The 17787-nt window shown below is 58.3% G+C and carries 22 protein-coding genes; 10 read left to right on the forward strand and 12 right to left on the reverse strand.

Features of this window, described 5'->3' with window-relative positions:
- Positions 1-5 precede the first annotated feature (5 nt).
- From PVE98_RS11830 to PVE98_RS11855, 6 genes are read right to left on the reverse strand one after another with little or no spacing between them, the layout of a single operon-like run.
- Positions 6-356, reverse strand: a complete 351-nt coding sequence (locus PVE98_RS11830; RefSeq protein WP_096072986.1) for an L-rhamnose mutarotase — start codon at positions 354-356, stop codon at positions 6-8.
- Positions 353-1129, reverse strand: a complete 777-nt coding sequence (locus PVE98_RS11835) for an SDR family oxidoreductase (protein ID WP_096072985.1) — start codon at positions 1127-1129, stop codon at positions 353-355. The genes PVE98_RS11830 and PVE98_RS11835 overlap by 4 nt, the downstream gene beginning before the upstream one ends.
- Positions 1107-1961 (reverse strand): amidohydrolase, encoded by an 855-nt coding sequence (locus tag PVE98_RS11840; RefSeq protein WP_096072984.1) that lies wholly within the window; start codon positions 1959-1961, stop codon positions 1107-1109. The genes PVE98_RS11835 and PVE98_RS11840 overlap by 23 nt, the downstream gene beginning before the upstream one ends.
- A 1-nt stretch (position 1962) precedes the next feature.
- Positions 1963-3249 carry an L-fuconate dehydratase gene (locus PVE98_RS11845; RefSeq protein WP_096072983.1) on the reverse strand — a complete coding sequence of 429 codons (1287 nt, stop codon included), beginning with the start codon at positions 3247-3249 and terminating at the stop codon, positions 1963-1965.
- Positions 3246-4094: a fumarylacetoacetate hydrolase family protein gene (locus tag PVE98_RS11850; protein WP_096072982.1), complete on the reverse strand. Its 849-nt coding sequence runs from the start codon at positions 4092-4094 to the stop codon at positions 3246-3248. Before PVE98_RS11850 ends, PVE98_RS11845 begins: the two co-directional genes overlap by 4 nt.
- 13 nt (positions 4095-4107) lie before the next feature.
- Positions 4108-4848, reverse strand: coding sequence for an SDR family oxidoreductase (locus tag PVE98_RS11855; RefSeq protein WP_096072981.1), 741 nt, complete (start codon positions 4846-4848; stop codon positions 4108-4110).
- Between the two features lie 194 nt (positions 4849-5042).
- Between PVE98_RS11855 and PVE98_RS11860 the strand changes: the two genes are divergently transcribed.
- The 3 genes from PVE98_RS11860 (at position 5043) to PVE98_RS11870 (ending at position 7278) form a co-directional block, all read left to right on the forward strand.
- On the forward strand, positions 5043-5795 hold the full coding sequence (locus tag PVE98_RS11860) for a FadR/GntR family transcriptional regulator (RefSeq protein ID WP_096072980.1): 753 nt from the start codon (positions 5043-5045) through the stop codon (positions 5793-5795).
- A 197-nt stretch (positions 5796-5992) separates the two neighbouring features.
- Positions 5993-6268 (forward strand): hypothetical protein, encoded by a 276-nt coding sequence (locus PVE98_RS11865; protein ID WP_407568509.1) that lies wholly within the window; start codon positions 5993-5995, stop codon positions 6266-6268.
- 95 nt (positions 6269-6363) lie between these two features.
- Positions 6364-7278 carry a LysR family transcriptional regulator gene (locus PVE98_RS11870; RefSeq protein ID WP_096072978.1) on the forward strand — a complete coding sequence of 305 codons (915 nt, stop codon included), beginning with the start codon at positions 6364-6366 and terminating at the stop codon, positions 7276-7278.
- Between the two features lie 13 nt (positions 7279-7291).
- Here PVE98_RS11870 and PVE98_RS11875 read toward each other — a convergent pair whose 3' ends face one another.
- From PVE98_RS11875 to PVE98_RS11885, 3 genes are all read right to left on the reverse strand, one after another.
- A complete protein-coding gene (locus PVE98_RS11875; protein ID WP_187143627.1) occupies positions 7292-7447 on the reverse strand; it encodes a hypothetical protein in 156 nt (51 codons plus the stop codon).
- A 28-nt stretch (positions 7448-7475) separates the two neighbouring features.
- On the reverse strand, positions 7476-7955 hold the full coding sequence (gene lptE, locus PVE98_RS11880) for an LPS assembly lipoprotein LptE (protein ID WP_187143626.1): 480 nt from the start codon (positions 7953-7955) through the stop codon (positions 7476-7478).
- A 395-nt stretch (positions 7956-8350) separates the two neighbouring features.
- Complete coding sequence (locus tag PVE98_RS11885) at positions 8351-8617, reverse strand: hypothetical protein (protein WP_096072976.1); 267 nt, start codon at positions 8615-8617, stop codon at positions 8351-8353.
- A gap of 390 nt (positions 8618-9007) precedes the next feature.
- Here PVE98_RS11885 and PVE98_RS11890 point away from each other — a divergent pair, with 390 nt between their 5' ends.
- Positions 9008-10216 (forward strand): aldose 1-epimerase family protein, encoded by a 1209-nt coding sequence (locus tag PVE98_RS11890; protein ID WP_096072975.1) that lies wholly within the window; start codon positions 9008-9010, stop codon positions 10214-10216.
- 46 nt (positions 10217-10262) lie between these two features.
- Here PVE98_RS11890 and PVE98_RS11895 read toward each other — a convergent pair whose 3' ends face one another.
- Positions 10263-11015 carry an NAD(P)-dependent oxidoreductase gene (locus PVE98_RS11895; RefSeq protein WP_096072974.1) on the reverse strand — a complete coding sequence of 251 codons (753 nt, stop codon included), beginning with the start codon at positions 11013-11015 and terminating at the stop codon, positions 10263-10265.
- A gap of 210 nt (positions 11016-11225) precedes the next feature.
- On the opposite strand from PVE98_RS11895, the gene PVE98_RS11900 reads away from it, so the two are divergent.
- From PVE98_RS11900 to PVE98_RS11920, 5 genes are all read left to right on the forward strand, one after another.
- Complete coding sequence (locus PVE98_RS11900; RefSeq protein WP_096072973.1) at positions 11226-12239, forward strand: NAD(P)-dependent alcohol dehydrogenase; 1014 nt, start codon at positions 11226-11228, stop codon at positions 12237-12239.
- Positions 12240-12431: 192 nt separating this feature from the next.
- Positions 12432-13121 (forward strand): DUF421 domain-containing protein, encoded by a 690-nt coding sequence (locus PVE98_RS11905; RefSeq protein WP_096072972.1) that lies wholly within the window; start codon positions 12432-12434, stop codon positions 13119-13121.
- 92 nt (positions 13122-13213) lie between these two features.
- Entirely contained in the window at positions 13214-13378 is a 165-nt protein-coding gene (locus PVE98_RS11910) for a hypothetical protein (RefSeq protein ID WP_333620415.1), read from the forward strand.
- Between the two features lie 81 nt (positions 13379-13459).
- On the forward strand, positions 13460-13708 hold the full coding sequence (locus PVE98_RS11915) for a YqjD family protein (protein WP_033747813.1): 249 nt from the start codon (positions 13460-13462) through the stop codon (positions 13706-13708).
- Positions 13709-13929: 221 nt separating this feature from the next.
- Positions 13930-14280, forward strand: a complete 351-nt coding sequence (locus PVE98_RS11920; protein ID WP_033747814.1) for a DUF3147 family protein — start codon at positions 13930-13932, stop codon at positions 14278-14280.
- A 3-nt stretch (positions 14281-14283) separates the two neighbouring features.
- Here PVE98_RS11920 and PVE98_RS11925 read toward each other — a convergent pair whose 3' ends face one another.
- Both PVE98_RS11925 and PVE98_RS11930 read right to left on the reverse strand, forming a co-directional pair.
- Complete coding sequence (locus tag PVE98_RS11925) at positions 14284-15564, reverse strand: MFS transporter (protein WP_096072971.1); 1281 nt, start codon at positions 15562-15564, stop codon at positions 14284-14286.
- 63 nt (positions 15565-15627) lie between these two features.
- The gene (locus PVE98_RS11930; RefSeq protein ID WP_333620416.1) at positions 15628-16830 is read right to left on the reverse strand and encodes an FAD-dependent oxidoreductase; all 1203 of its coding nucleotides are present in this window, start codon (positions 16828-16830) and stop codon (positions 15628-15630) included.
- 151 nt (positions 16831-16981) lie between these two features.
- Here PVE98_RS11930 and PVE98_RS11935 point away from each other — a divergent pair, with 151 nt between their 5' ends.
- Positions 16982-17746, forward strand: a complete 765-nt coding sequence (locus PVE98_RS11935) for an SDR family NAD(P)-dependent oxidoreductase (RefSeq protein ID WP_033747821.1) — start codon at positions 16982-16984, stop codon at positions 17744-17746.
- The last annotated feature ends 41 nt before the right edge of the window (positions 17747-17787 follow it).

Below are 17787 nucleotides of genomic sequence, written 5' to 3' on the forward strand. Positions count from 1 at the left end.
TGTTGTTATTGGTCCTGCAAAGAGAATATTCGCGCCATCGCCGCCCATTTTTCCCCTGCGGGCGTCCAGGGCGTTGGCTGTTGAAACTGCCACATCAGCGCCTCCCAGCGCTGAATGTACGGATCCTGCTCCGACGCCTGAGCAAAATCCTGCGCGTTAAAGCGTTCGTTTACCTCCATTACCATAAAAAGCCGGGCGCCAAGCCGGTATATCTCCATATCGACGATGCCGTGCTGACGCAGATGAGCTGCCACTTCCGGCCAGATGCGCTGATGCAGCCGCTGGTACTCGGCGATCTTCTCCGCGTCATCCACCAGATCGAGCGCCAGACAGTAGCGCGCCGTCGCGCCGCTCATAACAGCGCCCGATCGAGATGCAGATAGCCGCCGTCGACGCTCAGCCACTCGCCGGTGGTGTGCGACGCACGGGGCGACAGCAAAAATACCGTGGTATTGGCGATCTCCTCCGGCGTGGTCATCCGCTGGCCGAGCGGAATACGCTGGGTAATTTTCGCCAGTTCGCCCTGCGGATCGACGAAGCCGCCGATCCAGCGTTCATAGAGCGGCGTCATCACCTCGGCGGGCACCACGGCGTTCACCCGCACGCCGCTGTGACGCAGGGATACCGCCCACTCCCGCGTCAGCGCCAGAATCGCCCCTTTCGCCGCGCAGTAGCCGCTGGTGCCGCCCTGGCCGCTCAGCGCGGTTTTTGAGGCGATATTGACGATCGCGCCGCGGCTCTTTTCCAGCGCGCGCTGGCAGAAGTGCGTCATCTGGTAATAGTGCAGCAGGTTCTTTTCCAGCGAGGCGACGAAGGCGCTGCGTCCCGCCTCCAGCCCGACGCCGTCGTTGACGCCTGCATTGTTCACCAGTCCGTCGATGCGCCCGAACTGCTGCTGCACCGCCTCGACCGCGCGCTGGCAGTTCTGCTCGTCGCAGAGATCGGCAATCACGACTTCGGTTTGCGGCTGCAGCTCGCGCAGCGCGGCCAGCCACATCTCATCCGGCTGCGCGTTGGTGACGATTGCCGGAATCGCGCCCTCTTCCGCCAGCAGGCGGGAGATAGCGGCGCCGATGCCCGATCCGCCGCCGGTGACGATAACCACCTTATCCTGCAAAAACAGATTCATTCTTCTCTCCTGTCAGGCCGTAAACGTTCGCGGCCGTATCGCCCCAAATGGCTGCCTGCTCGCTGGCGGTGAGCGCAGCCGTCGCCTCGTCAGCCAGCTGCGCCACCACCTGATACTCCGCGGCCAGCAGGCAGACCGGCCAGTCCGAGCCGAACATCAGCCGCTGCGGACCGAAACGCGCCAGCGCCTCGTCGATAAAAGGCCGCAGCTGCGCGCTGTCCCACTGGCCGTGCGGCGCCTCGGTCACCAGCCCGGATAATTTGCATACCACGTGCGGCATCGCCGCCAGTTCCGCCACCTGCTCGCCCCAGGCTCGCGCGCCGCGCGCAATATCCGGCTTTCCGAGGTGGTCGAGTACCAGCCAGTGGCGATCGTGCTGCGCGGCAAACTGCGTCGCCTCCGCCAGATGACGCCAGGTCACCAGCATTTCCCACACGTACGCCTGCTTTTGCAGCTGCCGCATACCCGCCGCCACGCGCGCTTGCCGCAGCCAGGCGGCAGGATCGCGTTCGTCCTGCACCAGATGGCGGAATCCCCGCAGCCGCGGATGGTGCAGCGCGGCCAGCTGCGCCGTCAGATCCGCCGCGGCAACGTCGATCCAGCCCACCACCTGCGTAGCCGGCAGCGTCTGCGCCCACTGCAGCAGCTGCTGCGTCTCCGCCACGCACTGCCGCGCCTGTACCGCAATCGATCCCTGCAGCTGTCGCTGCGCCAGCAGCGGCGCGAGGTCCTGCGGTAAATAATCGCGCTGCAGGCGCGTCATGGCAGCCGTGATCCAGGGATAGCGCGCCGCGTCGTAGCGCCAGAAATGGTGATGAGCGTCGATGCGCATCTCAGCCTCCCTGCGCGCGATAGCGGTATTTCTCGCGCGAGGCGGGCACCATTTCGATCGAGAAGCCGGGCGCGGTCGGTGGCATATAGGCGGCGCCGCGGATCTCGCACGGATGCAAAAAATGTTCGTGCAGATGATCGACATATTCGATGACGCGACCTTCATAGCTGCCGGCAATGCAGACAAAGTCGATCATCGACAGATGCTGCACGTATTCGCACAGCCCCACGCCGCCGGCGTGCGGGCAGACCGGCAGCTGATATTTCGCCGCCATCAGCATCACCGCCAGCACCTCGTTGACGCCGCCGAGGCGACAGGCGTCGATCTGCACCACGTCGATCGCCTCGCGCATTATCAGCTGCTTAAAGATGATGCGGTTCTGGCACATCTCGCCGGTGGCGACTTTGACCGGCGCGACGCCCTGACGAATTTTGCGGTGCCCTTCGATGTCGTCCGGACTGGTGGGCTCTTCGATAAACCAGGGCTGCGCGAACGCCAGCTGTTGCACCCAGTCGATGGCGTCGTTGACTTCCCACACCTGATTGGCGTCGATCATCAGCTGGCGATGCGGCCCCAGCACCTCGCGCGCAATGCGCACGCGGCGAATATCGTCGTCGAGATCGCGCCCAACCTTCAGCTTGATATGGGAGAAGCCGGCGTCGACCGCCTGCTGGCAAAGGCGGCGCAGCTTGTCGTCGTCGTAGCCGAGCCAGCCCGCCGAGGTGGTGTAGCAGGGATAGCCCTGCCGCTCGAGCTGAAGGATGCGCGCCGCCTTGCCCGGCTGCTGCGCCGTCAGCAAGGCGAGCGCCTCGTCTGGCGTGATGCAGTCGGTGAGGTAGCGGAAATCGATGCAGCGCACCAGCTCCTGCGGCGACATATCGGCCACCAGCCGCCACAGCGGCTTCTCTTCCGATTTCGCCCACAGATCCCACACCGCGTTGACCACCGCGCCGGTCGCCAGATGAATGGCGCCTTTATCCGGCCCGATCCAGCGCAGCTGGCTGTCGCTGGTGATATCGCGCCAGAACTGCCCCATATCGGCGGTGATCGCTTCCAGCTGGCGGCCGACGATCAGGTGCTCCAGCGCGCGGATCGCTGCGCAGCAAATCTCGTTGCCGCGCCCGATGGTAAAGGTCAGGCCGTGCCCGCTGATCGCCGCGTTATCCGTTTCGATAATGACGTAGGCGGCAGAGTAGTCGGGGTCCGGGTTCATCGCGTCCGACCCGTCGAGATGTTCGGACGTGGGAAAACGGATATCTTCGACGCGCAGTGAGGTCAGTCTGGTCATGCTTCGCTGCCCTCGGTGATCTGGCGCTGCTCGCCCAGCCCGGCGATGCCTAAGCGGATCTCCTGGCCCGGACGCAGGTAAACCGGCGGTTTCTGTCCCATGCCGACGCCCGGCGGCGTGCCGGTAGAGATCACGTCGCCCGGCTGCAGGCTCATAAAGCGGCTGAGATAGCTGATGATATGCGCCACCGTGAAGATCATGGTGCGGGTGTTGCCGTTCTGATAGCGTTTGCCGTCGACCTCCAGCCAGAGATCGAGCTGCTGCGGATCGGCGAGCTCATCGGCGGTCACCAGCCAGGGGCCGATGGGACCAAAGGTGTCGCAGCCTTTGCCTTTGTCCCAGGTGCCGCCGCGCTCGATTTGATATTCGCGCTCGGAGACGTCGTTAACCACGCAGTAGCCCGCCACGTGCGACAGCGCATCCGCTTCGTCGATGTAGCTGCCGCCTTTGCCGATTACAACGCCCAGCTCAACTTCCCAGTCGGTTTTCACCGAGCCGCGCGGAATGCGCACCGCGTCGTTAGGGCCGACCACCGCGCTGGTCCATTTGCCGAAGACCACCGGCTCCTGCGGGATGGCGGCGCCGGTCTCCGCGGCGTGATCGGCATAGTTCAGGCCGATACAGATAAACTTGCCGATCCGGCCGACGCAGGCGCCCGTGCGCGGCTGCCCACTGATTTTGGGCAGCTCGCTGAGCGGCAGCTGGCGCAGCCTTTCCAGCGAGGAGGGCAGCAGCGCATCGCCCGCGAGGTCATCGATATAGTGCGACAGATCGCGCAGTTCGCCCTGCTCATCCAGCAGCGCCGGACGCTCGTTGCCCGGCTCGCCTACACGTAATAATTTCATTGCTCCACTCCTGTTAGTTGCTCCAGCCGCCATCGATAATCTGGGCGGTGCCGGTGGTGTAGGCGCTGGCATCGGACGCCAGGTAGGCCGCGAGATAAGCGATCTCCTCAGGCGTGCCGATGCGGCCAATGGGCTGACGCGCGACAAAGGCGTCATAGACTTCCTCTTCCGAGCGCCCTTCCGCCTGCGCCTGGGCGGCGATGCGCTGGCGCAGCGACGGCGAATCGACCGTGCCGGGGCAGATGGCGTTGCAGCGGATGCCGTCGCCGATGTAGTCCGCCGCCACCGAGCGCGTCAGACCGATGACCGCCGCTTTGGTGGCGCTGTAGGCAAAGCGATTGGCGACGCCTTTGATGCTGGAGGCCACCGACGACATGTTGATAATCGAGCCCCTGCGCTGTTGCAGCATCGCGGGCAGAAAGGCCTGGATCATGTGAAACATCGCGGTGACGTTGAGATCGAGCGCGAACTGCCACTCCTTTTCGCTGCACGCCAGCAGGCTGCCGCTGTGGACGACGCCGGCGCAGTTAAACAGCGCATCGAGCGTGCCGAGCTCCTGCGCCGCCGCGCGAATCGCCTGAGGATCGGTAACGTCCAGCCGATAAGCGCGGATGCCGGGCAGATCCTGCAGCGCGGCCAGATTGATATCGCTGGCAATCACCTCTGCGCCCTGCTGAGCGAAGTAGCGCGCGCTGGCCAGCCCGATGCCCTGCCCGGCGGCGGTGATTAATACGCGTTTTCCGTGTAAATTCATTGCATTTCCTCTGGTCCAAAGATCTAATGGTCAGGCCAATAGAGAGGTGTTTTGCCCTTCCGGAATAGCAAATAACGCTGGCTACTTTTTCGCTGACGCATTACGTTTTATTGACATTTGCGTAACATTGACAAGTGTCCTGACGATTATTTGTGCATCGGGTCACTTAATTTATTTAGACGGGTAGCAGTGCGATGCCGATAAAAAAGATGGAAAACCCCAGGCTTTACAGACAAATAGCTGACCAGCTGATCAAGCTTATCGACAATAACGAGTTTCCGCCCGGCAGCCGCCTGCCAGCGGAGCGCGAGCTGGCCGAACAACTGCAGGTGAGTCGCGCCTCGGTGCGCGAAGCGCTGATTGCGCTGGAGGTGATTGGGCTGGTGGATGTGAAGGTCGGCAACGGCGTGATTGTGAAGGCGCGCTCCCGCACTCAGGAGCCGGTGATGATGCAGGCCGGACGCGATCAGTGGCGCGAGCTGGACGATGAGCTGGGCATCAAGCTGGACTTCTCTACCGAGCTGCCGCCGTTCTCCCTGCTGCAGGCGCGGCGCCTGATTGAGCCGGAGGCGGCCGCGCTGGCCGCGGTGCACGCCAGCGACGAGGAGCTGGCGCTGATCCGCGCGGCCTATGAGCAAAACTGCGAGGATAACCGCGCTCAGTCGCGTACCCATCCCGGCGACCGGCTGTTCCATATCCGTATCGCCCAGGCGAGCGGCAACCCGGCCTATGGCTTTATCATTGGCCATCTGCTCGGCCACCGCTACGGCAGCATGTTCCGCATGCTGCAGGCGCACTATACGCCAGGCGACATGCCTTCTGTCTCGGAATCCGAGCACAGGGCTATTCTCTCCGCGCTGGAGAAACGCGACGGTAAAGCGGCGCGAAGCGCGATGAAGAAACATATCGACCGGGTGATCGCGACGTTTGAGCGGGTTCAGGAGTAAGGGCTGGCGCAAGGGGCCGATGGCGCACTGGGGTTTAAAGATAAAGCAGGCTCAGCAAAAAATAAATTTGCGCCTGCTTAACATCAATTTTATTCCCTGAGCAGGGTTATTCAATATAATACGCTTAGTGCGAAACAGAAGATAATTTAGCGCTGATTAAACTCAGTTTATCCTTTACCCGCTCACCAGAGATAAAAATGATCCCTGTTAATACTATGGCGTTAATGTTAATTATTTCCATCAATCTTTTCTTAATCTTGTGTTTTATATATAACCTCCGAGAAGTCAGTCATTTATTTGAACAGGCAGAAGCGTGTAGCTGGTGTGAACTGCCGCTTAATGTTCCCGCCGCGCAAAAAAATATTAAACAGAGATTAAAAGAGAAACGTGCGTCGCTGAAAACCCTACGCAAGCTTTTAATGCTCTCTTTTGGCTATAGCATTATCGTGGTAGTCATGCTGTACCTCGCCTGAGCCCCTTATCTGTTATTCAGTCCAGGTGTCATTTACCTCACGCCTTTTTTTCTATGATAAAATAAATGCTTGATTGTCAGGCGCAGATAAATTTCATGAAATTTACGTTAAGACAACTTGAACTATTTATTGCTCTGGCGGAGACGCATCAGATCTCCAGGGCTGCAAGTCACTGTCATATCTCTCAATCCTCGATGACAATAGCGATGCGCAATCTCGAGTCTGCCCTCAATACGCAGCTCTTCGTCAGGCATGCTAAAGGGGTACGGGTGACAGCGGCGGGCGAACGGTTACTGGCTTATGCCCGTAAAATTATCAGTGACAGCCAGGCGGCTTTTGATGATTTGCAAAATAAGCCTGAAACCGCGTTTGGCATTTGCCGCATTGGCATTTCTGAAACTCTGTCCGCTTATCTGCTGCCGCAGATATTACATGATGTCGAGCAGCGTTTTCCTTTAGTCGATCTCCAGTTTGTTGAGGCACCCTCTCCCGCGCTTATCGCGCAGTTACGCAACAGGCAAATTGACTTTGCGCTTTTGCTCACCTCAAACATACCGCACGATAGCGATTTGAAAATAGAAACGTTCATGCGCTCTCCGCGTCGGTTATGGGCATGCAGTGGGCATCCTTTATTAAGTAAAACAGCGCTGCTTTTACAGGATGTGGAAAAGGTGCCCTTTATACTTTTGAGCACCGACGAATATCCTGGCGTGATAAGCGAATACTGGAAAGGACATGGAACAGGGCCAGACGTTTTTTTCCGCACCAACTCTTTTGAGGCGGTGCGCAGCTTTGTTGCACAGGGCAAAGGCGTCACGATTTTATCGGATTTAGTTTACCGTCCCTGGTCGCTTGATGGGCTACGGGTTATGCGTCGTACTATAGATAACTCTACTACTTACATGGATACGGGGGTGGTCACCCTTGACCAGCAGGCGCTCAGCCCCAGTCATCGGCAGCTCATCGACTTTATTGGTCAGCTCTGTTCTCGTCTGGATATGAAGGGATAGGCGCAGTAATCGACTACTCCTTCATAAATAAAAAGGCAATAATCAACGGAATAACAACCACAGTCAGTATCGATATATTCATTAAAGGGGTCGCATCCCAGCCGAAAATACCAAACCAGACGAGCAGTTCGGTAATGGAGATATAAAAAAGATAAGCCTGCTTGCCCATTACATTTCCCTGACTATCCTGAAAGGTTTCAAATCTTATTACTAATCAGTATGAGCCGGCGCACGAGTTTAGCCGCGACCTGCTCATACATTTCGCGCGTGATGACCTCCTGTGCGCTGGCGTCAAGCAGTGCTCCCTGTGCGTTTATAAAGCGGGAACGGTAAATCTTTTCAGTAAGGGATATCCTGTCTTTTCCCGGGACAATCACCGTCGCGCTGAGTGATATAAAGAGTTGTTTTTCCGCTGTGCGGTCGCCGATGACCGAAGCGGTATCCTCTCCCTTCACATCATTTTCCAGATGGAGCGTGATAAGATCCACACGAGCAGTCGACATGTTGTCAACGATCTCTATTCCATTCAGCCGTAGCTCTTTACGCACGGCGCGACTCAGCGGCCCGTGTGGATCGTCAGAAATCATAATTAAGGTTCTTAAATTCACAGGTTTTTGCGTCTGCCCTTTAAGGTGCCACCCGCATCCGGCAGTGATCATAATAGAAATAACGATCATTAAATATTTTATGCACGTCATCTTTAGCTTACTCACATAATTAATATTGCGGAAAAGCCACGAAAATAGCCCCGCATATTCCGCTCTCGATTTTATGCAGCAGATAGTAATTCAGTGCATGCCTGGCCGACCAATATAAAATAATCATGCTTTGCCATAGATAAAATAGAACGCAGAAGCCATATATTAACCAGCTACCTACAATTAATTTTCACATTTAATACATATGCCTGACAGCAGGCCGCTTTGCAGCAGGCAGAGATAATTATTTTAAGCAGCTGAAAGCGTGGCTAATGGCGGGGAATAGCAGATGGCCAGAGGTTGACACAGAGACGCGGTTGTTAAGTTTATCTGCCGGGAAAGCTATCTGCTCTTCCGGAAGAAAGCGATCGGCGTTATTTGCTGAGCGGAAAGAGATGGATCATATTTGCGGCCAGCGGATAGATACCAAGCCCGCGCGTTGACTCCTTAAGTGCATCAAGGGAGGCGCCCTGCTCCGGTATCCGTCCTCCCCATACGGTGACGCCCTCAGACAGATGGTCTGGACGACCGCTACTTTCTTCGCCGATTTCGAGGGTTTCGCCATTGCCCAGCGTAATCACCAAGGAGGTTGCTTCTAAGTCCTGCACCATCCCGTTTTGGTTTTTAACCTGCACTTTCATCAATATCTCCTTGTGTTAAAGCTGCGCGGTGGCAGTCTGACAACGCTGTTATTACATTCTTCTTGCTGCCTGACTGCAAGCTAACCCCAAACAACAAGCCAAACCCCAGCCGCATGCGCCTGATCGCCTTGTCTTCGCGGCTACCACGCAACTAACACGCTCTCGTATAAGCTGAAACGATTTAATAAAGCGCCCTTTTTTCGGCTCTCTTCTGCTTTTCTTCTCCTTTATCGCTGGTTTATTAAGCGAAAACCTGTGATGCAGATCTGATTTATTTCATCCTTCCGACGAAAAATTGCGCCAGGTGAACCTCATCACGTTTTCGCGCGGCGGCAATTTATACTCTTGCCCGACTTCAGCTAAATCAATTCAGCAACGGGATGCATAAAAATGAAAAAGACACTTTTAGCAGGCATGGTTATGGCGGCATTCAGCGGTCAGGCAGCAGCGCAGACGTGGGTGCTGACAGATGCTGAAGCGGGTACAGACAAGGGGAACTGGCAGATTAGCAGTAAACAGCTGAAGCTTTCAGGTGACACCTTCAGCTTACAGCAGAAAGTCCTGCACGGCGGCAAGCAGGAAGGTTCGAAAGTGCTGACTATCACCAGCCAAAACGGCCTGACTATCGCCCTGAGCCCGACGCGCGGCATGGATTTGCTGCACGTGAATGGCGATGGCGTCCGGCTGGGCTGGGATTCGCCAGTCGACGAGGTGGTCAACCCAGCCTATATCAACCTTGAAAGCCGCAATGGATTAGGCTGGCTGGAAGGATTCAATGAAATGATGGTGCGCTGCGGCTACGAGTGGACCGGGCATCCGGTGGTCAAAGACGGCAGGATTTACACCCTGCACGGCAAAGCAGGCAATACGCCAGCGTCCCGCGTTGAGGTCACTATCGACGAGAAGGCGCCGCATGAAATTCGCGTGCGCGGTCTGCTGAAAGAAAACACCTTTAAAAAAGCGAATCTGGAGACCTGGACCGAGCTACGTTACGTGCCCGGCGCTAAATCCTTTACCCTGCATGACGTGCTGACCAACCGCGGCGACTATCCGCATGACTATCAAATTATTTATCACAGCAACTTTGGCACGCCGATTCTGGAAAAAGATGCGCGCTTTATCGCGCCGCTGAAGTCGGTTTCGCCTTTCAACGATTATGCAAAAACCGGCCTGAAAGCGTGGAACACCTACGACGCGCCGACCAAAGACTTTGATGAAATGGTGTTTAACCTGGTGCCAAAAGCGGACAGCAGCGGCAAAACGCTGGCGGCGGTGATCAACAGCAAGGGCGACAAAGGCGCCTCGATTGAGTTCGACACCCACCAGCTGCCCCTGCTGACAATGTGGAAGAACACGGACACGCTGAAACAGGGCTACGTTACCGGCATTGAGCCGGGCACCAATTACGCCTACCCAGTCACCATTGAAAAAGAGCAGGGTCGCGTGAAGCAGTTAGCGCCGGGCCAAAGCACCACCTTTGAGCTGACCTATACCCTGCTGAGCAGCGCCAGCGCGGTTAACGCAACCGAACAGCGCATTAAGCAGATTCAGGGCGATGAACAGCCCACGGTGGATGAGAAACCCATCGCCGTAGAGTAATGCCGGCGGGCAGATCGCTTTCTGCCCGCTCTCTTTGCCTTACCGCCTATCGGAAAAGGCGCGAGCCAGCCTCAAATTCCCGGAAAGCATCGTCAGCGGGCTGATAGCCCAGCACTTCCCGGGTGCGTGACAGATCGAATCGCTTAAAGCGGTTATCGGAAATGCCATAGCCGATAAAAAAGGTAATATCTTCTGCTTCTATCGCGCAGGTAATGAGATTGACCGCGTCCTGCGGACTCAGCCAGGCGCTGTAATCCCGCGCATTTTTCAGCCGCCCGGCTTCTTTCGGCTCAAAGGCGCCGATCCTGAGCGCGACGCAGGAGAGCCCGTGCTGAATGGCATAAAAGGAGCAGAGCGCCTCGCCATAGCACTTGGTTACCCCGTACAGATTGGCCGGCGCGACGGCCATGCCAGGATGGATCTGCACATCAACCGGATAGCCCTCTATCGTCTGGGCGCTGCTGGCAAAAACAAAGCGCCGACAGGCGGTTTTCGCTACGGCTTCCAGCAGCCAGGTGACCGAGAGAAGATTGGCAGGCAGCAGCTGTTCGAATGTCGCATCAGCGTCCGGGATGCCAGCCAGATGCACTATCGCGTCGGGCTTCGCTGCGGCCAGCAGTTCGGTTGCCGCTCCCGGCTTTGACAGATCGGCCGCAATAAAACGGTGCGGAGCGCTCACCTCATAATCTGGCGCCTTCAGGTCGGTCAGCGTGAAATTATAGCTATCGCGCATCGCTTTAAAACAGGTTCGTCCAATGCGGCCGCTGGCGCCTGTAAGGAGGATATTTTTTACTCTCATCGTGCCGGGTTCCTTGTTTTATTAAACCAATCGTCTTGCTGAGGCTGCCCCTGAAAATGGCGGATACGGCGTATTACTGTTCAGTTTAAACGCGCCTGGAAGCCCTGCTATCCCGGCGTAACAAAAAAAGCCTCTGTTTAATAAAGAGCCCCTATGATTTAGGGTAATGACCGGTTATCAGATAAACCTACGCTTTTACAGGAGATCACGATGAAAGCAGTTACGCTCAAGGCGCCCGGCGGTCTGGAAAACATTACCCTGACTGATATTGCCGACCCCGGCAGGCCTGGCAAAGGCGAAATTCGGGTGGCGATTAAAGCCAGCTCGCTCAACTTTCACGACCTGATTGTGGCCAGCGGAGAGTTCCCTACTCAGGATGGTCGCATCTTGCTGTCAGACGGTGCAGGCATTGTGGAAGAAGTAGGAGAAGGCGTTGAAGCGTTCAAGGCTGGCGATCCCGTCGTCTCTACCTTTTTCCCCATCTGGCCAGCAGGCAAACCGCTGCCCGCGGCAGGCAACTTTGCCCATACGCCCGGCGACGGCATCGATGGCATGGCGAGCGAATATGTTGTTCGTCCGGAAAGCGCCTTCACCCATGCGCCGCAAGGCTGGAGCCATATCGAGTCTGCCACCATCACCACTTCCGCCCTGACGGCCTGGCGCGCGCTGGTCACAGATGGTCAGCTTAAAGCGGGTGAAACGGTGCTGGTGCAGGGAACCGGCGGCGTCTCTGTCGCGGCGCTGCAAATCGCTAAAGCGATGGGCGCCAGAGTGATTGCCACCTCCTCCTCCGATGAAAAGCTCGCCGCCGTACGAGCGATGGGCGCCGATGAAACCATCAACTACAAAACCACGCCGCAATGGGGCGACAAAGCGCTCGAGCTGACGCAGGGGTTCGGCGTCGACCACGTAGTGGAAGTGGGCGGTCCGGCCACCCTGAATGAATCCCTGAAGGCGGTTAAAGTCGGCGGCCATATTGCGCAGATCGGCATTCTCTCCGGCGATAAAGCGGACATCTCCGTGCTCTCCCTGCTGGCGAAACAGGTCCAGCTTAAAGGTCTGATTGTGGCCAGCCGCCAGGACCAGGTCGATTTTGTGAAAGCGCTGGAGATCATGGGCAAGAAGCCGGTGATTGACCGCACCTTCAAATATGCCGAGCTCGGCGACGCCTTTCGTTACCAGCAGAGCGGCGCCCATCTGGGTAAAATCTGCGTCGAGTGGTGACGGCGTCGGCGATAAGGGCGCCCTCCCTTATCACCTTCCTGTAATGGCACCAGCACGCGCCTCTTGCCGGGCCGTGCTGGCGCCCGAAGGTATCCGCCTTATCCCGCGCCCTTAACCCGCTTTGCCATGGGCCACGTTAGTTGACCGCTTATCCGTGCCGAGAAAAATCAGGAATAGTAAACAGGACATGAGATGACCGACTTCGATTTTCATAAGTTTCTTATTAACGACCTGCCTTATACCTTTCTTTTTGAAGTCGTCATTCGCGTTTTTATTGCCTACAGCGTTGTTTTTATTTTCCTCAAAATTTCTGGCAGACGAGGCGTTCAGCAGCTGTCGCTTTTCGAGGTGGTGATTATATTGACGCTGGGTTCGGCCTCCGGCGACGTGACATTTTATGACGATGTGCCGGTGCTGCCCGTTATCATGGTTTTTATCGTTCTTCTTGCTCTTTACCGTCTGACGACCTGGGCTATGTCGCGATCGACTACGCTGTCGACCTTAATTGAAGGACAAGTCGTTACCCTTATTTCGGAAGGGAAATACGTATCCAGTAATCTCGACAAACTCAATATTTCTGAAGATGAGTTTTTAATGGAGCTGCGGCATGCGGGCGCAGAGCATCTTGGTCAGATCCGCCTGGGACTGGTTGAAGTCGATGGTCAGCTCAGCCTCTATTTTTATAAAGATGAAGATGTCGTTCCCGGCCTTTCCGTTCTGCCAGCTGCGCATCGCCCCTGCTTCACCTTAATCCCTCAGGACGGTTTATATGCCTGTAAGCGCTGCGGTCTGACACAAGAGATGCGTACCGGCGACAAAGGCAACTGTCCGGAATGTGGTCGGGATATATGGTCGCTGGCGCTGCATTCGCGTCGAACATAAACAGCGGGCCGGTTACTCTCGGTCGCCTCGTTTGTCCTCCGGCTATTCACCCGCTACGCTTTCAGCATCCCTTTTTTAGCCAGGAGAAGCCTGTGAAACAGCTGGTAATGATTTTTTTACTCGGGCTCGGCGTGTGCGCCGTTACGGCCTGCGCGCCGCGTCCGCACGACGCGCCAGCGCCGCCACATGCGCCCAGCGGGCAACAACCCCCTGGCGCGCCGGGCGGCAGTGGCCCGGTCGGTCAGCCTCAGTCATAGGATGAAAAAAGCGTAAGCATCCAGCATAACTGCCGGGCTTTGCTACGCTTTTAGTGAATACCAACTCAAAGGAGACGAACAATGTCAGGAAAAATCGAAGATACCGTTAAAGAAGTTGCTGGTGCCGCTGAGCAGCAATGGGGCGAAGCGACCGATTCACCGCGTCATCGCGTTCGCGGTGCAGCGCGCCGTTATTCCAATCAGGCGACCTACGCTGCGCGTGACGCGGCAGACACCATTAAAGACCAGGTTCAGTCCAACCCGCTTGCCGGTCTGGCGGTCGCTGCTGGCGTTGGCGTCTTTATCGGCTTCCTGCTGGGTCGTAAATAATCCAGCGCGCCTTCCCGCATAATGCGGGAAGAACGGGAAGGGACGCCTGTCTCTTCCCGTCAGCGATATTCCCTCTCTGTCTACTCCGCATCACGCCCTACACTTTCAGCACAGCGTAAAAGCTGTCATCCTCTTTTTTCGCGAATGCCTGACTTCGCCGCATTGCCCGTTCGGCTGCCGCTAACTGTCAGCGTTTTTCAGGCTCTTTAAGGGAAAAAACCGTGCTCTGGCTTATCTCAAAATATGCGATTACCGCTTTTATGGTGGTGCTGATATCCGAAACGGCGAAGCGCAGCGATCGCCTCGGCGGGCTGCTGGCCGCCCTGCCGCTGGTTACCGTGCTGGTGCTGATCTGGATGAAGCTGGAAGGTCAGGCGCAGGAGAAGATCGCCGCTCACGCCTGGTACACCTTCTGGTATGTGGTGCCGACGCTGCCGATGTTTATCCTGTTTCCGTTCCTCTACCAGCGCACCGGCTTCTGGCCCACGCTCGGGATCGCCTGCCTTATTACCCTCGCGCTCTTTGCCCTGTGGGCGCTGCTGTTAAAACGGTTCGGCATTGAGCTGATGTAACGGTTACAGCCGCTGCTGAGCATCGCTGTTTTTCAGCGTCATCAGCGCCGGAATCGTGACCAGCGCGGTGGCCATCACGTACCAGGCCGGGATATCAAGATTGCCGGTCTGCTTCATCAGGCCAGTGATAATCAGGCCAGCGCAGCCAGAAAAGATGGCGTTCGACAGCGAATAGGCGAGCCCCAGCCCGGTGTAGCGCACATGGGTGGGAAACATCTCCGCCAGCATCGCCGGACCTGGCCCCGCCAGCATCCCGACGATGCCGCCGGCGACAAACACCACCAGCGCACGCAGCGCCGTCGAGGTGGTATCCGCCTGCAACAGGTTGAGCAGCGGAAACGCGAGCAGCAGCAGCAAGACGCTGGCCGTGACCATCACGCGGCGGCGGCCGATTTTATCGCTGAGCCAGCCGGCCGGCAAAATGGCGGCGGCAAAGCCCAGGTTAGAAATCACCGCGCTCAGCAGCGCCTGATTGAAGCCGGCGTGCAGCGCCGCCTGCAGATAGCTAGGCATAATCACCAGCCAGGTATAGCCCGCCGCCGACCAGAGCATCACCCGCGCAATCGCCAGCAGAATAATTTTCAGCGTCTGCGCGGCGCTCGCCTGCGGACGAGGCTGCTGGTGCTGGCGAATAAAGCTCGGCGTCTCCTCCATGCTCAGCCGCAGCCACAGCGCAATCAGTCCGAGCGGCAGCGCCAGCAGGAAAGGCACGCGCCAGCCCCAGGCCAGCATTGCGTCGGGGCTGAGCAGCCCCGAAAGCAGCGCCACTACGCCCGCGCCCGCCAGCAGCCCCAGCGCCACGGTAAAAGATTGCCACGCGCCGTAGAGCCCGCGCTTGCCCGGCGGCGCAAACTCGGTCATCAGCGCCACCGCGCCGCCATACTCGCCGCCTGCGAACAATCCCTGCAGGATACGCAAGCCGGTGAGGATCAGCGGCGCGGCGATGCCCAGCGCGGCGCTGGTCGGCGCCAGGCCAATCAGCGTGGTCGCCAGCGTCATCAGCAGCAGCACCGCAATCAGCGTCGGCTTGCGGCCGATCCGATCGCCGATGCGGCCGAAGATAACGGCGCCCAGCGGACGAAAGAAAAAGGCGATGGCGAAAGAGGCGTAGGTCAGGATCAGGCTGCTGAGCGCCGAGGCGCCGTGCAGCTGAAAGAAATTCTGTGCGATGAGCGTAGCGAGAAAGCCGTAAACGGCGAACTCATACCATTCGATAAAGTTGCCGACCGAGCCGGCAATCAACGCGCGTCGCTGACGCTGCGCCAGCAGTTGAGGATTTTCCACAGGCGTATCCTGGTGACGGACCTTTTAATGGGTCAAGTATAGGATTGCGACGCGCGTTCGGCCTTAGCGCGCCGCAAAGCGGCGCGGTTTTTCCATGCGAAATCCCATGCCGAGCAGCCGCCCAAAGACAAAACGCAGGAACGGCCATTTGCGCAGCATGCCCGGCATCGGATTTTTCCCGCCTCCGCCCGGCCGCTTACGGCTCATTTTGATCTGCAAAAACTGGGTAGCAACGGTGGGAAACTGGCGGCGTTTCTGCACCCGGGCCAGATCGCGCAGCGTGACTCTGCCGCGCTGTAGCGGCCGGGTCAGCAGGTTGGCGGCGGCCACCGCATCCTGGATCGCCAGGTTGACGCCGACCCCGCCGATAGGCGACATGGCGTGCGCCGCATCGCCGATGCAGAGCAGTCCGGGCCGCATCCACTTATCCAGCCGGTCGATACGAATCGACAGCAGCCGGACCTGCGACCAGTCGTCGATGGTCTCCAGCCGTCCGGCGTCGAACGGCGACACCGCGGCGATGCGCTGCTTCAGCGCCGCCAGCCCGGCGCGCTGCAGCGCCTCAAACTCCCCTTTCTCGATCGTGAAGCCGCACTGCCAGTAGTCGCCGCGATCGATAACGATAAAGTTATTGCGCGGGCCGCTGTGGCCGGTGCCCATCGCGGGATCGTCAGGCTGCTTGTCGAGCCGGAACCAGATCACGTCGCGCGGCGTGCCGAAGGCGCGGCTGGTCAGCCCCGCCTGCGCCCTGACCGCCGAATGCCGCCCGTCGGCGCCGATCACCAGCTGCGCGCGGATGGTCAGCGGCTGGCCGTCGCGCAGCGCGGTGACGCCGCACACCCGATTCTGCTCGACGATCAGCTCGCTGAGCGTGGTCGAGGTCAATAGCCTGAAGCCGGGAAAGGCGGCGCACTGGCCGGCGAGAAAGTTAAGGAAATCCCACTGCGGCATAAAGGCGATAAAGCGGCAGCGCACCGGCAGGCGCGAGAAATCGGCCATCGTCACCTCTTCGCCGCCCATTTCCGCCTGCAGCTTTTCGGCGCGCTGGTGCGGCAGCGCCAGCAGCTTATCCAGCAGGCCCAGATGGTGCATCACCTCCAGCGTGGAGGGATGAATGGTGTCGCCGCGAAAATCGCGCAGAAAGTCGGCGTGTTTTTCAATGACGACCACCTGCAGGCCCGCGCGCGCCAGCAGGTAGCCGGTCATCAGGCCCGCCGGGCCGCCGCCGACGATGCAGCAGTCAGCGGAAAGCGTCTGTGATGGCATGGTTGCTCCTCGGTTAGTGCCTGACAGTGTAGGCCAGCTGTCAGCCATAAAGTACAGACTTATTGCAGGGATATTGCCGTCTGGCTTGAACGATCTCATCTGGCTGCCAGGCTTAAAGGTAATGTCATTCACCCCACCATAAGGAGAGAGCATGTCGAGATTTACAGGAAAAGTGGTCGTTGTCACCGGGGCGGGATCGGGTATTGGTCAGGCTACGGCGCAACAGTTTTCCCGTGAAGGCGCCGCCGTGGTGCTGGTCGGCCGAACCGAGGAGAAGCTGCAGAAGACGCTGGCGATGCTGGCATCAGGCGATCATCTGGTGGCGCCGTGCGACGTCGCGGAGGTCGATCAGGTTAAAGCGCTGCGCGATCGCGTGGCGGAGAAATACGGGCGCGTCGATGTCCTCGTCAATAACGCGGGCAGCGTGGTGCAGGGCCGCATTCACGAGGTGCAGCCGGATGACTGGCACAAGCTGATGAAGGTCGATCTTGACGGGGTTTACTACTGTATTCACCACTTTATGCCCGACCTGCTGAAAACCCAGGGCAACGTGGTCAATATCTCCTCGGTGTCCGGCCTTGGCGGCGACTGGGGCATGAGCGTCTATAACGCGGCGAAAGGTGCAGTAACTAACTTTACCCGCTCGCTGGCGATGGACTACGGCGCTGACGGCGTGCGCGTCAACGCCATCTGTCCCGGCCTGACCTTCACCGACCTGACGGAAGAGATGAAAAACGACGAGGCGCTGATGGAACGCTTCTATGACCGCATCGCGCTGCGTCGCGCCGGCGAGCCGGACGATATCGCCAGCGCAGTGCTGTTTATCGCCAGCGACGACGCGCGCTATATCACCGGCGTCAATCTGCCGGTCGACGGCGGCATTACCGCCTCGAACGGGCAGCCGAAACAGGCATAACGCGCCACCGACGGCATCGCGCTGTGCGATGCCGCTCACCC

This window comes from Pantoea sp. GABEPS69 (assembly GCF_045780835.1).
In the GTDB taxonomy this organism is placed as follows: domain Bacteria; phylum Pseudomonadota; class Gammaproteobacteria; order Enterobacterales; family Enterobacteriaceae; genus Pantoea; species Pantoea septica.